Origin of the sequence: Granulicella mallensis, from assembly GCF_014203225.1 — a bacterium.
Lineage (GTDB): Bacteria > Acidobacteriota > Terriglobia > Terriglobales > Acidobacteriaceae > Granulicella > Granulicella mallensis_A.
Map to the genome: position 1 here is coordinate 350,401 of NZ_JACHIO010000002.1, position 15,374 is coordinate 365,774.

At 56.1% G+C, this 15,374-nt stretch carries 10 protein-coding genes; 4 read left to right on the forward strand and 6 right to left on the reverse strand.

From position 1 onward, the window contains the following. Nucleotides 1-747: 747 nt before the first annotated feature. Nucleotides 748-1,170 carry a hypothetical protein gene (locus HDF15_RS03200; protein ID WP_184252811.1) on the reverse strand — a complete coding sequence of 141 codons (423 nt, stop codon included), beginning with the start codon at nucleotides 1,168-1,170 and terminating at the stop codon, nucleotides 748-750. A 508-nt stretch (nucleotides 1,171-1,678) separates the two neighbouring features. On the opposite strand from HDF15_RS03200, the gene HDF15_RS03205 reads away from it, so the two are divergent. From HDF15_RS03205 to HDF15_RS03220, 4 genes are all read left to right on the forward strand, one after another. Continuing rightward, on the forward strand, nucleotides 1,679-2,671 hold the full coding sequence (locus HDF15_RS03205) for a hypothetical protein (protein ID WP_184252812.1): 993 nt from the start codon (nucleotides 1,679-1,681) through the stop codon (nucleotides 2,669-2,671). After that, nucleotides 2,643-3,026 carry a hypothetical protein gene (locus HDF15_RS03210; RefSeq protein ID WP_184252813.1) on the forward strand — a complete coding sequence of 128 codons (384 nt, stop codon included), beginning with the start codon at nucleotides 2,643-2,645 and terminating at the stop codon, nucleotides 3,024-3,026. Before HDF15_RS03205 ends, HDF15_RS03210 begins: the two co-directional genes overlap by 29 nt. After that, complete coding sequence (locus HDF15_RS03215) at nucleotides 3,023-3,502, forward strand: hypothetical protein (protein WP_184252814.1); 480 nt, start codon at nucleotides 3,023-3,025, stop codon at nucleotides 3,500-3,502. Before HDF15_RS03210 ends, HDF15_RS03215 begins: the two co-directional genes overlap by 4 nt. Nucleotides 3,503-3,966: 464 nt before the next feature. Then, nucleotides 3,967-5,490, forward strand: a complete 1,524-nt coding sequence (locus tag HDF15_RS03220) for a glycosyltransferase family 39 protein (RefSeq protein WP_184252815.1) — start codon at nucleotides 3,967-3,969, stop codon at nucleotides 5,488-5,490. A 127-nt stretch (nucleotides 5,491-5,617) separates the two neighbouring features. On the opposite strand, the gene HDF15_RS25695 is transcribed toward HDF15_RS03220, so the two are convergent. From HDF15_RS25695 to HDF15_RS03250, 5 genes are all read right to left on the reverse strand, one after another. Continuing rightward, a complete protein-coding gene (locus HDF15_RS25695) occupies nucleotides 5,618-7,636 on the reverse strand; it encodes a glycoside hydrolase family 88 protein (protein ID WP_260330789.1) in 2,019 nt (672 codons plus the stop codon). Nucleotides 7,637-7,681: 45 nt separating this feature from the next. Further along, the gene (locus HDF15_RS03235) at nucleotides 7,682-10,420 is read right to left on the reverse strand and encodes a glycosyl hydrolase (RefSeq protein ID WP_184252816.1); all 2,739 of its coding nucleotides are present in this window, start codon (nucleotides 10,418-10,420) and stop codon (nucleotides 7,682-7,684) included. A gap of 187 nt (nucleotides 10,421-10,607) precedes the next feature. Continuing rightward, complete coding sequence (locus HDF15_RS03240; RefSeq protein ID WP_184252817.1) at nucleotides 10,608-11,879, reverse strand: rhamnogalacturonan acetylesterase; 1,272 nt, start codon at nucleotides 11,877-11,879, stop codon at nucleotides 10,608-10,610. Between the two features lie 30 nt (nucleotides 11,880-11,909). Further along, complete coding sequence (locus tag HDF15_RS03245) at nucleotides 11,910-12,632, reverse strand: SDR family oxidoreductase (protein ID WP_184252818.1); 723 nt, start codon at nucleotides 12,630-12,632, stop codon at nucleotides 11,910-11,912. An 84-nt stretch (nucleotides 12,633-12,716) separates the two neighbouring features. Then, a complete protein-coding gene (locus HDF15_RS03250) occupies nucleotides 12,717-15,353 on the reverse strand; it encodes a DUF4982 domain-containing protein (RefSeq protein WP_260330790.1) in 2,637 nt (878 codons plus the stop codon). Between the last annotated feature and the right edge of the window lie 21 nt (nucleotides 15,354-15,374).

The following is a 15,374-nucleotide window of genomic DNA, read 5'->3' on the forward strand; positions in this document are numbered from 1 at the left end:
CACAGCTTCAGAACGTGCCCTAAGCGTAGTCGAATGGGTGCCACAAAACCCTACATCCCCATACGGCTCATAGCGCGAAGCGCGTTCCGTGACGCTTCAGCGTCACGGAGACGGAGGGTAAGGGAGGCAATCGCCTTCAGGCTACGGAATAAGGAGGCCAGGCAAGATGTGGCCTTTAGGCCCGGGCCTTTTGTTCGATGCAGCAAGAATACCCAAGCCCAACTACCGATGCGCCTTCCCTTCCCAACGCTAAAGCGCTTCGAAATGCGATCCGCTCTCGATGCACGCTGCAGATCAGTCTCGTCAAGGGCACGGCTTCAGGGCCTGCCCTGAGCGCAGTCGAATGGGTGTCACAAATGCCTACATCACCACTCGCCTTTAGCGCGAAGCGCGAAGCGCGTTCCGCGACGCTTCAGCGTCACGGAGACGGAGGGTAAGGGAGGCAATCGCCTTTAGGCTACGGAATAAGGACCAGGCAAGATGTGGCCTTTAGGCCCGGACCTTTTGTTCGAGGCAGCAATAATGCCCGAGCCCACCTACCGATGCGCCTTCGCTTCTCCCAACGCTAAAGCGCTTCGAAATACGATCCGCTCTCGATGCGCGCTGCACATCAGTCTTGTGCCACAAAAGCCGGGTGCCCCACATCTCGCTTCTGAGATGTGGGAGAGCAAGAGTATCAGTCACGCACATCAAAGCACGACTTTACCCATCAACACCAACGTCCGTTGCGCAATATGCGGGCAACCTCTAGGGCTTGGTTGATGGCGCTACATGAACCACTATCCCGTGCTGAGTCTTGCAGTCGGTCAGCGTGTAGTTCAGTGTCATCTTGTTTTGTTCCGAGGTCAGCCCGATGTTCTGCGGAAGCTGAAATCCGTCGACGATATTGATATAGGTGAAACCGTGTTCTTGCAGAACCGAAGATCTCAGCGCGTCTGATTGCGCTTCGATATTTGTCTGGCTCAGAAAGCCGCTCGATTGAGTCTGTAAGCTGAAACTGCTCCAACCCAGATACGGGAACGCGGCGACGTTAGTAGATTGCCCGAGTGCCTGGGGGAGCGCTGTTGTGACCAAAAGTGATGCCCAGCAGAAGAGCTTGATTCTGAACCGGTTCGCAACCGTTACGTGTGTCGATTTCCCAAAGCGGGTCCTGGACTTCCGGGCACGCAAATCACTCTCTAGTGTAAGGCATGATGAGCTCTTGATCTTCGGTGTCAAAGAATGGACGAGAAGTCCCTCAAAAGGTCACCCAGTCGGCTCGTTAAAACTCAGAGAGCGGTAAAACGCGAACTGAGAGCCAATCTGCATCAATCTCGCCCCCTTATTCTGAGGAGGTTGAAAAGAGGCGAATCGTTGTCCCTGCGCCACGCAATCGCATCGGGTTGAAGCAACGCCTCCACCAATAATCCATCGAGCGGCTGCAGGTTCCCCGAAGACCGATCAATGTAGTGGTGAGCACCAATATCGTCGATTATGGGACGAAATGGCATAAATGAGAGGAAAAGGAGACAACTGCCGGACGAGGACGCCATCAGCGCTAACGCTAGTCCGAATCTGAGACTGACGTTTGCCACGTGCCATGCTAAGTATTTTCATTGCCTGCACCAAAAACGGATGGCATAATCGCTCATCCATCATTTTCGTACATCTGAGAAGTCAGAAGGACACCCCGCCTTACATGAGCACTGATAAGCAGTCACGAGACGAGATTCGAGCGCGGATCAAGCCCACATTAGATAAGGTTGCGGTAAAAGGATTAAGGGCGTGGCTTAAAGCCATAGGCCTATCAAGTTCTGCGTATACGCGACCAACAATCACCAATTTGGTTGCGGATGAGATCGCCGAAAAGAGATTAGCGGAGGATGCACTTGAAAGAGCGCTGATCGGCTTTGAAGAGGCCAGCGACATGCGCATCTACCTTTACAAACTAGATGAATTACCCAAAGTAGATACCAGAAAGTGGCTCCCAAATCGCCTCCTGAATACAGGTTTCGCGCTAACAAAAATCCGCACGTTCGCGGGCGAGAAGACGAAACCGATGTCGCCTGTATATGCCGAATTGGAAGGTGAATTATTACGTGTGAAGTGGGCTGAGGAACACGAGAGCCTAAAGATTGACGACAAAACGGGGGCTGTAGTCAAAGAGCCGGTGCCCAGACGAATAGTATTGATAGCTGACCTTGCGTCCAAAACGGCAGAGTTGCGAATGAACCCTCCCGAGACTCGGCACGCGTACGAAGACGCATCAGGTAGAACACCTTCCGAACTTTACTATCAGGCATATCTCGATAAAGTTTCTGATCTGCTGGAATGCACACTTCTTCCAATCGAATGGCGCCCCGTCGTACGACAATTGGTCGAAGAAGAGGAGCCGCGCGTTGTTCGCATTCACATCGACAACCACACAAACCAGAGCAACACGAAAGCCAAAACCCACTCATCACGGGCCGATGTGCGAGACGATCCCGATTGGAAACTTGCGTATAAAAAAAACGGTGAATCGTGGGCTTGGGATGCACAATCTTTCTACTGGCTACCCAAAGTTTCCAACGGATTTCTAACTCGTGAACTTTACTCGCATATCGATGCCGAAACCGGGTACGTTAAAGTCAATGCAGATTGTAGCGACGAAGAGGTGAACTATGTTGTCTCGCAAATTCGAGCGCGCTAAACGTGATAACCCGGGTCTCTCCGACCTCCTAGACGAACTCATGCAATACCTTGAGCGTCAACAACAAAGCGGACAACATTTCTTCCTGCCAAAGCTTGCTGCGGCGAAACTCCGCCTGAATGACGGAGAAGCATACGTGCTCTTGGAGGTTTTAGCGCGCGCCGGAGTGCTGACACGCGCGTTCAATGTTTATTGCAAGAAGAGCGGAGCACTTCTTGCAACAGTGTCTAGCGAGGACAAGTTAAACGACATCCCGCATTGTGACGAATGCGATGAGGATCATGAAAGAGACGGACTCCGGTTAGAACTCGCGTTCCAATTTCCCTCGGCGCGAGATATCGGGATGGCTGCATGAAACAAACCGCTCTTGCTCGGAAGCGGAAACCTTCAGCCTCCCCCAATTTGAGCGCGCAGGCCCATGAGCAAATCATGGATTTTCTACAACTCGCCGACAAATCAACCCATCCCGCAATCATCAATGCCGCCGTCACACTGGCTAACGAGAGACAAAAACAGCATCAGAAGTCGGAAGCGAAAATCTCTCCGACGGTCGCTACTCTTCTAGCAACCATAGTCATTGGTCTGGCAGCGTGGGCTTGCTGGTATGCACTCGTTCATCATCCTGGCCGTACCGGCTTTTCATTGGTCATGGTTATAACAACGTTGGCTATCGTTCTGATATGTCTATACGCACTATTTTCAGGGCATCTCTCCCAAACAAATTTCATGTCTGTTATTCGGTGGGCCGGAGAGCAAATTAACCGCCTTACCCCATTTAGGAAAAACCGACAGGCCTCCTTCCCAGATGATGATGCGGATGCCGAACCGTAGATTCTGATTGAAGACATAGACGTTGGGTGCTGCCCGTACCGCCGGGTGCCCCACATCTCGCTTCTGAGATGTGGGAGAGCAAGAGTGTCAGTCATGCACATCAAAGCACGACTTTACTCGCCCGCGATCTATCAACACCAACGCCCGTTGCGCAATATGCGGGGCAACCGCTAGGGCTTGGTTGATGGCGCTACATGAACCACTATCCCGTGCTGGGCCTTGCAGTCGATCAGCGTTTAGTTCTGTGTCATTTTGTTTTGTTCCGAGGTCAGCCCGATGCTCCGCTGCAGCGGAACTCATCCTGACCAGGAGCACGCGGCTCCATCAAAGGCCGAATACATTGCCGCAGCTTGTCTTCTCGCCCAAACTAACTCTTGCAGTCACGCGGCGGACCATACATTCTCGATACGAATGCTCTGGAACCAACACTCATACGGTGACGTATAAAGGGTATCGGAGGGATCGTGCCTTTAGATGAAAAGCGAGGCTCAAGCTCGCCTGTAGTTCTCCCCATTGCCTGTTTGGTCGTGCTTGCTCATTTGCTGACGGCTAGTCGATACGGGATCTTTCGCGACGAACTATATTACATCGCCTGCGCTCGACACCTCGGAGCCGGATATGTCGATCATCCGCCCTTGATTGCCTGGATCACCTGGATTGTTCTGCACACCCTTGGCTCCTCCCTGCTTGCGCTGAGACTGTTACCGGCGCTGGCAAGCGGACTCCTCGTATGGATGACCGCATGCATCGCGCAGGAGTGGGGTGGCGGGCGCTATGCCCAATTCCTCGCGGCCCTGTCCATCGCTCCGGTCCCGATCTATCTCATACTCCAGCACTGGCTCACGATGAACGCTTTCGAGCCCTTATGCTGGGTTGGGATCTTCTGGGCCGCCTCGCGCATCATTCTTCGTCAGAACCCCCGCTATTTGGTATTGATCGGAGTGTTGGCGGGCATCGGCCTCGAAAACAAATACTCTATCGTCTTTCCTCTGGTGGGTCTGCTCTTTGGATTGCTGCTCACACCTGAGAGGAAGTGGCTTCGATCACAGTATCTTGCGATTTCCGTTGGGGTCGCTGTGCTGCTGTTCCTTCCGAATCTGCTGTGGCTCGTTCATCACGGATTCCCTTTCCTTGAATTCGAGCGCAATTCAAGGCAGAGCGGCTCGCGCATCCTTCGCGGACCTGTGTCCTTCCTGGTGGACCAGGCACGCATCATGAACCCTGTACTGGCCCCGCTCTGGCTGCTAGGTTTGGCTTATTTTTTTACGAAAGAAGGCAAGGCCCTCCGTTCGATCGGCATTGCTGCGCTGTTTGTCATTTTGCTGCTGCTCGGAATGCAAGCGAAGAACTATTACGTTTCGCCGGTTTATCCGGTTCTCTTTGCAAGTGGAGCGATCTTTCTGGAACGGTTGTCTGCGCGCCGTGTCTGGATTCGAGCAGCTTACCCGCTTTGCATTCTCGTTTCCGGATGCGCGCTCGCGCCTTTGGTGATGCCGATCCTGTCTCCTCAGAGGTTTCTTGCCTACCATCATCTGTGGCACGATTTCACGCCGGTGGTCTTTGAAGACGAGCCTGACCGTCCTCTGCCACAGTATTTCTCCGACGAGTTTGGCTGGGAAGCGATGACCCAGACAACAGCGCAGATATTTCACCACCTTCCGCCGCAAGAACAGGCGCATACAGCGATCTTCGCCAACGACTATGGCCAAGCAGCGGCCATCGACTTCTTTGGCCCTCGTTACGGACTGCCTGCCTCGATCAGTAATTCTGAAACGTACTGGCTGTGGGGTCCGCATCAGTATGACGGACAGAGTGTGATCGTTCTGGGCAGCGATGGCAGCGGGGATCGCGAGCACTTCCGTTCGGTCGAACCCGCTGGCAATGTAAACGCGGAATACTCGCGTGACGATGAGCGCTACACCATCTTTATGTGCAGAGGGATCTACCCTCCACTTACGGCGCTGTGGCCACACATAAAGGCTTGGTAGACGTACGCGGTGGTTGAATCCTGAGAGACGCGCGACAGGGAGCTGTCATGCTTGCACCCCAGATAACGCTCTTTGGAAACCATACGCTTCGACCAAGAGGACAAGGCATGAACCCTGTCAAAAGACTTCACTTCTCTCGATAAGCCTTAACCGCCTTGCCCTTACCCGAAAAGTCCTTCGCCACCGGGTCCTTCTTCAGCGCCTTCAACCCCGACACCACACTCTCCGCATTCATCTCAGCCCCGGCAAGCGTCGTATGCGTATGCGGATCGCCGAACAGCGGTTCTACCCCAGCCTCACCCAGCGCGTCGTACTTGCGCGCGGTAATCTCATTCAGATCGATGAAGCCGACGTGCTCCTTCTCCGCCACTTCCCTCGCCCACCCGCCATACGAGCTCGCGCCGCGAACAATCTTCCCGTCCTTCCATGTTTTGCGCGGCACGAGCGAGCAGATGATCGGCGTCGCCCCCTTGGCCTTCGTCTCCTCGACATACTGCGCCATGTACCAGCCGAAGGTATGCACCACCTCATGCTTCTTCAGGATCGGGTTTTCGATCTCCTTCGACTCATCGCCTACGCCGTTGATCGTGCCCCGTGCCCGCGCCGTATCATCCAGCGATCCACTGTCGTTATGCCCAAACTGAAACAGCACGACATCGCCCGGCTTGATCAGCGCCAGCGTCCTCTCCCAGTGTCCCTCGGTGATGTAGGTCCGTGAACTGCGGCCCCCGATCGCCCGATTGACGACATTCACCTTCGACGTGTCGAAGTAGGAGACAAAAGGCTCGCCCCATCCCATCTGGTTGTTCGCGCCATCTCCGTGGCCGTTGCGCACCGTTGAATCCCCCACCAGGAAGATCGTCGGCAGCGACGGGTTCGCAGGTACCGGCAGAACGATATTGGCCGAACGGCCCGGATCGGTATCGACAACCCCAGATCCAGAATGCTGCAGCGACATCCGCTTCAACTCGCTCGCGGCCAGCAGGAATCCACCAACACCGTAGGTATAGCTCGCGGAAGGCAGATAGAGCGCAGGCTCAGGCCCGGTCTGCTGAATGCAGCCAAGCCGCCCATCGGCATAGACATGCTGCAGCATCCCACCCCAGGCCTTGGTAATCACCGGACGGTAGGTCGCACCGTCCAGAACGCCTTCATTCACGCCCCACGTCATCGCATAGACAAACAGCGCCGATCCCGACACCTCCGGCAGCGGATAGTGCTCGGGGTCCAGCAGGCCTGCGTGCCAGAGGCCGTCCGTATCCTGTAACTGCGCCACCCGCGCCGACATCTCGCGCAACTGCTCAACATAGAACGCACGATGCGGATCGTTCTTCGGCAGGTACTGTAGCACGCGCACGATCCCGGCCATCACCCAGCCCTCGCCGCGCGACCAGAAGATCTTCTTCCCGTTCGCCTCGCGCTTTGCCTGATAGCTGGCATCTCGCGCGTAAAGATGTTCATCCTTGTCCCACAGCGTGTCATACGTGCGCTGCCACTGCGCATTCAGATAGTCGATGTACTTGTGATCGCCTGTCGCCTCGGACATCCGCACCCATACTCCCGGAGCCATAAACAGCGCATCGCACCACCACCACGGAATCCTCGGATCTCCCGGCTTCAGCGTGGACAGACCAATGACCGAATCGAGATCCGCACGCGTCGGCGCAATCATCGCCGGGTCCTTCTTGCCGTCGTGCAGATAGAGCTCGAGATAGGTCTGCCCGACACTCTGGTCGTCCGCATTCGGCAGGCGGTTGCGCAGCGACCAATCGTACTTCTTCGCCATCGCCGTCATGGCGTCGCGATACTTCGCATCACCCGTCGAGTCCGACGCCGCCATAAAGCCGCTGTACAGCACGCTCCACGTCCAGATGCGGTCGAAGTACGGCTGCGACCGCGCCAACTGCCAGTCCGCCACCTTGCGCGTGGCCGCATCGATGGCGGCGGGCGTAAGGTCAGGCGAAAGGTCCGTCGCCAGAGGACCGGGGTCCGCGGGTGAATCTCCGAAGTGCCGCGAGGCGTCCTTATCGATCCCGGCCTGCTGCGCCGCCGTGGGCAGAGGATACTTCTGCGCACTCATGACTCCCTGAACAGTCAGCAGCAACATCGCAGCAGCAAGAACGCACTTCGTCGATCTCCCAATCATCTCAATCTCCTCCGTCTATCCCTTTGCAGCCCGAACCGCCGACGTTTACTTCATCTCCAGCAGATGCACGCCACCGAGAATCCCCGAAGGCAGTGGTTGCAGATTGTCCATATCCTGCGGGATAAACCGCTGTCCATAACGCGCCCAAAGCAGGCGATAGTCCGCCGGAGCACGCCCGGCCAGTTCGTTGATAGCCGTATTGGAGACGCGAATCTCGATGCGGTTTTCACCAGCGTGTAGTTCCCCGCCGAGATCGAGCACATACGGCGGATGCCACACCGACCCAACCCGTTTGCCGTTCACGCTGACGATAGCTGCCTCGCGTATCGGACCATCCAGCAGCGCACGCGTTCCGCTCTTGATCTTCGGATCGACGCTCACTGGCGTCCCTTCACCAAAGTCCAGCACCAGCCGCTTGGCTCCGGCAAGATCGGCAGCGCTCAGCGTCACATTTTTCGTATAGACAGCCTCGCCGGAAAAGAATCGTGTCCCCGGATCATCCGTCCAGGAGGCAGGAGCATCGAGGGAATGCTGTGTCTTCTCCGAGCCGGGAAAGCGAACCTCCCAGCCATGCGATAGATCGGCGACCATGCGTCCCTTGTCGGTGGATGCAGCCTCAGGAGCTGCAAGAGTCGTATCGCTGAACACGATCACGCGAGACTCATAGGGCGCGAGTTCCATCTTGACCGGCCCTGCTTGCAAGCCGTTGGTCACGCCAGTAAATGGGTTCCACGAAGAGGCAAACTTGCGGTTTGCCCGGAACGTGGCCGTCGCATTCACCGCATGGTTCGAGGTGTTGGCAACGAAGTAGACATCCGCCCCCTCCAGCTTGCGATGCAGGAAGCCAACGACATCCGAACCGCTCGACAGCTTCATATCCGGCTGCACCGCCTGCTGCAGGGCCGCACCAAGCCCGTCGTCTTGCGAGACCACTTGCGCATGAGGACCTGCGAAGAGCGCCTTCGACAAGCTCTTTACCTCTGCCGTGACTTGTTCGGCATGAACAAATCCCGGAGCAAGGTCCGGCGTCGAACCTACCGCGATGACCTTGCCGCCATGCTCCGTGTAGGCTGCAATCGTCTTCAGCGTCTCCGGCGAGAGCCGTTCGACATGCGGCAGGATCAACACAGGATAGGGGACGCCCACCTGTTTAATAGCTTCCGCATCGATGTAGTCGACGTTATATCCCGCGCTCAGAATTCCCTGCATCAGCGCCGGGGAGATGAGTTTCTTCATCTCATCCGACAGGCTCACCGTACCCGGCTTGAAGTTCGCATAGGCATCATCGTTCGGCAGTAGCAGTGCTACATCGTTCGCCGGCTTGCCCTGCCGCAGCAGGTAGCTCATGCGCTGCAGATACTTCGTGACGTCAGGCATCACGCTCCACCAGGGATTGTGATCGTTGAATACGGCAGCCGCATAGAACGACCATCCCGGCTCCGCAACTCCCGGCGGGGTATACGGCCAGCCGTGTCCGATCAGTTGATTGACGCCTTCCAGAAAGAAGCAGTCGGCCTCCGCCTTCATGTCCAGAGGCGTCGCACGAAATGCGGGAGAGTGCAGCCACGTCCACGTCTCCGCGGAGGTAACCGGACGCCCATACAGATGGCTCGCCGAAGTGGCCCAGCGCGTAAACGAAAAGCTCTTCCACTGCGGCCCTTCGCCCTCCGGCAGAGCGACCAGGTTGTTGCTGGAGAGCGAAACCGCCGGATGACCGTAGGTCTGCGAACGGAAGCGCGTGTAATGCGCAATCGCCCAGTCGTTCACCGGTGTCAGATAGCGCTCATCAACCAGCTCTGTCAGGGTGACGCCCCAATCGTGGCGCAGTGCTCCGCTGATAGCGCTCGTACCACTGTAAAGCTGCGGCAGATACGGCGCGAGGTCGTATCCCCGCCGCCGCTGAAACTCCGCCAGCAGATCGGGCGTCCAGTCGGCGTTGTAGACCTCAAGGCTGTCGCTGAAGACCGCGTAAGGCGGTTTGTCTCCAAAGGCCGTCATCAGCCGGTCGGCAACCGTGTGCAGATGGTTGTCGACCGCCGTGCGGCTGAAGTGGTCGAGCACAAAACCATCGGCATCGACCGCCGCACGTTTGACCTGCTGCCCGGTGCCCGTCGCGACAAAGAACTCGACGACGCGAGATTCAGGCTTCGGAGCAAGCGCCATGCGTCCGTTCCTAACCTCTTCCGTAAGCCGCGTCATCTTGTCGCTATCGAACTGCTTGCCCGCTCCATCGGCGATAAAGGCCGCGACCAGGCTTTCACCATTGCCGATCGCAGGAGCCACGACGAAATCCGCCCCGGGCGCAACCTCCACCGTGATCGCCTTCAACTGCTCTGACGCCTGATCGATAGGCACATGCGGTCCGCCGTAGGGCCAGCCACTGGCCAGCGTCATGTCGACACGCATGCCATTCTTATTCGCTGTCTCTGACGCAAACTTCACCGCATCGAGAAACTCATCGGACAGATACGGCAGGTTGCGAAAGTTCTTCGTCTGGTCGTCGAGCGCCATCGGATACACCGGCTGAATCTCGAACCCGCCGATACCGCCGGCCTTCATCGCAAGAATCTCGCGCTCCAGCTCAGGCTTCACCACTCCCGGCCCAAACCACCACCACCGCATCATGGGCCGCGCATCGTCAGGCGGCGTAACGAAGCTCCGCTGGACACTAGCAACATCCACGGGACGTTGCGCGACGGCATGAACGCAAAGAATGCCGCAGCTCAAGACAATCAACCCAATGCTTCTCAATCCACGTCCCTGCAATGACTGTCGCAGCCGCATTCGTTCCCTCGCATTAAAGCTGTGCTGGCGTGCCCTCAGACACCGATTAACCTCTGGCGTAGCGAGCGATTTTGCAGCGTGATAATGATGTCACACCAGAATCAATAGGGCAACTCTTTCTATAGAAACATTTCAATCCGCGGAAAAAGATCAATCTCCCCCGGAATCCGACCCTTTGCACCCAATCTCACCTCTCATAAGGAGTCTGAATATCAACAAACGGCGTTCCCGGAAGAGCTACTACATCTTGCGCATCAGGCTTCTCCGGATTGAAACGCTGTTTAGGCAAACGCAGATAGTGCACAAGCGGAGATCCTTTTTGCTGTAGCCCAAGAACGATGCACCGAGCCAGTTCATAGGCTCCATAGTTATTAAAGTGCGTGTCGTCGTGCAGAGCTTCTTTCTGGTTGGGATAAGTATTCGCCGGAGCATAGACAAACAATATCCGCGAATCCTTCTCTCCAATCGCTTCGTAAAGCGTCTTGCTCATCGCATTCAGATCCAGCAGCATAACGTGCTCTGTCTCTGCTACCGTTCGCATCGTCTGCGGATAAGGAGCCAGCGTGTCTCGCACATGTCCCTCCGTATCGAAGGTACGTCGATTCATACTCGTCACCAGAACAGGCGTGGCACCGCGTTCCCGCGCCATCGCAATGTATTTATGCAAAAGCCCGGTATACATCTCAGGAGAGACATATCCTCCCCCCGGCTTCTGGTCGTTGTGCGCGAACTGAAAGAAAAGATAGTCTCCCTTCTTGATCACGGAAAAGATCTTTGCAAACCGCTGCTCCCCTTCGAAGCTGCGAATCGTCTCGCCAGATTCAGCATGGTTCGCTACAGCTACTTTTGGGCCGAAGAAAGCAGGTAGCATCTGCCCCCATGCTGCCCAGGGCTCGTTGTCCTGATCCACAACGGTAGAGTCTCCTGCAAGGTAGATTGTCGGAGTATCGGCAGCTACAGGACTGATACTGATACTCCGCACAGAAGGTTGCTGCCCGGAGAACTCCAGGGTCAGCTTATCGTCCCAGTCGAGCGAGCCGATCTCTCGTGGCTTGCGCTTCACGACACCTCCCGTAGAGATCTCCGGACGCCGAACATTCACCACAAAGCTCTCCGTGCGAGAGTGCCCGGCAGATGTCGCGATCCTGGCCAGCATAAGCCGGCGAGACTCCGCCCTGACTGTCGTAACCGCATCCGGTGCTCCTCCAAGAACGACGGTAACGTTGTAGTTCCCTTCCGCCACGGGAGCCGAGAAGAAAAAGGCCTTGCTGGAGGTACAACCAGCAGCGTCTATCTGCTCCGGCAGCATGCCCAGATCAAAACCACCGGCAGCAGAGGTATAGGTGGTGTCTCGCGTAAGAGCGATATTGGATTGCCCGTTAGCACTGCGCCCACACGTATAACTCTGCGCCAGCAGGGCCGGCGAGAGGAGCAGAAGGATACAAAGTCTCTGAAGCATCGAATTCTCCGGAAGTACAAATTGAGAGTCTTATCCCATGTGACGCACGGTCAGCAACGGCAATCGCACATTGGCCGGTTGCATGCAGACAAACACAATGGAGTCGGCAAAATCAGAGGCCTCCATCATGCGTGAGTTCTCCACGTCTGTCGCCAGCCGGCCACGTCCTACGGCAAACTCCGTCTTCATGCCTCCCGGACAGAGCGTGGAAACTTTGATCCCATGGGGACGAAGTTCGTGATCGAGCGACTGCGCAAAACCAACCTGCGCAAATTTACTGGCACTGTAGACAGCTTCATTCGCAGCCCCCGCAAGGCCGGCCACCGACGATACAAAGACAAGAACACCGGAACGCTGCGCCATGAAGTACGGAACAACCGCACGAGTAAAGAGAAACGAGCTGCGCATATTGCTCTGCATCAGCTCGTCGTATTCATCGAGGGACGTATCGATCAGAGACTTGTAGTTTCCCTGTCCCGCATTATTGATGAGAATATCCACTCCGCCGAAGTGCTCCATCGTCGCATCCACCACGGACGATGCGGTCTCCGAAGCTCCTGCATCGCCCACCGAATAAATACAGTGTCCACCTGCCTCTGAGACTTCAGCCTGAAGCGCCTGCAATCGCTCCTCCCGCCTCGCTGTCGCCATGACCTTCACACCCTCAGCCGCTAACGCCTTCACTGTAGCCCAGCCAGCCCCGGAACTTGCTCCGGTTACGATCGCTCTCTTTCCCTGAAGAGAGCTCCTCATCTTCTCCATACTCACTGAAAATGCCTCCATGGAGGTCATCGTTATCGGGAACGATGCTCCAACAATCGTTATGTTCCAAAAGTCTCATGAAGGCAGCGTAAGTCTCTGAATTTGGCCGTGCCCAATACCATCCACGACCTCCACAGGCTTGGCCACAATCTGTACCTGTGCCGGCTTGAGTCCGTCGCGCTTGGCCGTAACCGTAAGAGTGCCGGGAGACAACGTAGTTCGCACGGCAATACGATTGATGCCGCACTCAGTGTTCAAATACAGGTTATTGGTCGAGTCCGTCTTGCCGCTGTTGTATCCACCACGCCATATCCCTGGCCCAGTCAAAGTGAAATCAACTCTAGCGTCATCAGTAGGCACGCGCCTTCCTTGCGCGTCTACCACCTCAACATCGACAAGAACTACGTCCTGCCCATCGGCCTGGAGTCCCTGTGGACCTACGATGGGCGTCAGCCGTATCGCTGCAGGAGATCCAGCCGTCAGCAACTCCTGATTGACCACAGCCTTGCCACGGATACGGCCTATCGCCTTCAGACTTCCCGGGGCAAACTCGACGGCAGGAAATGCAAAAACATATCCATCGTCCGGCTTATTATTTGTGCCAATGGATTTCCCGTTGAGGAACAGCTCCACGGATTCCACATTCGCTACGACGTAGATCGTCTTCACCGTCTTCTTTGCCTGTGCCCCTACTGGATAACTCCAGTGCCCGAGGATATGAAGATCCTGGCTCTCGCTCTGCATTACGCGATGCGCATAGTAGATCTCCTTCGGCAGACGCACAGCATCGACCTTGCCGCTTACACGAGCGACCTCACTTGAATCCTGCCTTCCATCCGCATTCGAATCGGAGAAATAAATTGAGGCATATCCTGACCACTTTGAATGTGCAGGATCGGTATTCGAGATGCGATTCTGCCAATACGCCCAGTAGCGCTTAATGCCAGCCAGCGCAAAGCTCTCCGAGGTGTATTCGTACGTATCCTCCGGCCCTTTCTTAAAGCCAAAGTACGGTGGAGAGTCATTGTCCCAGAAACGTCGTGCGCCTTCATCCCGGAAATCTTCGGTCTCGATGATAGGGCCGCGGTCACGACGATCGGCACTATATCCCCGGAATATCGCACTCTTCCCTTCTAGCTGGTCCGTCTTTGGATCTTGCCCCAGCATGACGCCAAAATATTCTGCAATGGGTGAAATAGCGCTATTGGCCGCATCGTCACTATTGCCGCGGGCACCGATGACACGTTCCCCTTCGGGGTCCCATTGCTTACGCAGCGCAACCATCTGCTGCATGTGCTCTGCGGTGACTACAGTGTTACCCGCCTCCCAGAACAGGATGCTCGGATTGTTGCGGAAATAGATCATCGAAGCGCGCATCACCTCAAGACGCTGCTCCCAGCGGCGGCCCTGGGTATCAGCCTCTTTATCTCCCGCCGGACACACCTGGATCACGCCATAGCGCGCCATCGCATCCGCATCTACCTTCTGAGGAGATACATGCATCCAGCGAATGTAATTGCCATGGCAGGCACGGATCATATTGGCGGTGAAGTCGTGCATCCAATCCGGATAAGCCTGCCCCAGACCGGCCCACTCATCGCTCGAACGTTGCGCAAAGCCTTTCAGGTAAACGAACTTGCCGTTCAGGTAGACTCCGCCGGTTCCAGCCCCACCCTTAAACTCAGCCTTGCGAAATCCCGTTGTAGACCTCTCCACATCCACGACTTTTCCATCGACCTTTAAAACGGTGTAGACGTCATACAGATAGGGATCTTCCACGCTCCAGAATCGTGCATTCTTCAAACCACCACTTGCAGTGATGACGGTCTTCTCTCCTTCGACCATGTCGACCGAGTTACCCTCGAGTTGTGCGATCAAACGCCCGCTTGCATCCACGACCACAGCAGATAACTCAACCGTGGCGCGGTCTCCCGAGGCATTCTTCACCTGCGACTCCACCGTCACATCGGCGAGCTTCTTCGCAATATCGAAGTTCCCCGAATACACATACACGCCGGTAGTCTCAAGCCCGTAGTACAACGGCAAGGTCTGGTAGATCTTCCCTGTCACATGCAGCCACACATGGCGATGGATGCCGCCAAAATCCGGGTTAAAGTCGTTGGCGTTCCATTGAAAGGTGGTGCCCGTCGCTCGCTCCGGATAATTCGTCCGGTTGTCGACCTTTACGGCCAGCACATTCTCCTGCGCACCAAACTTCACGGCATCGGAGATATCGACCCCATAAGCGGTAATCCCATTCTCATCGAGACCAACAGACTTTCCGTTAAGGAAGATATCGCCGGCCTGGCGCATCCCTTCGAACTCAAGAAAGATTCTGCTACCCGCTAAACTCGCCGGAAGTTTAAAGTGCTTGCGATACCACGAGAGTCCTTTGTAGGTTCCTCGATCGCCGCCGCTGTGGGAGATGATCGTTCGAAAGGAATCGACATCGTTGAACGTATGTGGCGTACTCACCGTGGCCCACTGAGCATCGTCGAACTGCAGGGTCTCGGCGCCCACCGCATCCTCACGAAGAAAGCGCCAATCGAGATTGAAGTCCAACTTCTCTCGGGGAGAGGACGGTGGATTATACGTCTGAGCCTGTTCCGTGGCGGCAAAGACAGGAAGGCCGGAGCGAAGAATGGCAGGCAATCCCACCGCGGCTATAGCCGCAGTGGTCAGAAATTCACGGCGGGAAGAGGTATTCGACATGGGTTCCCCGGTGCTTTCGGA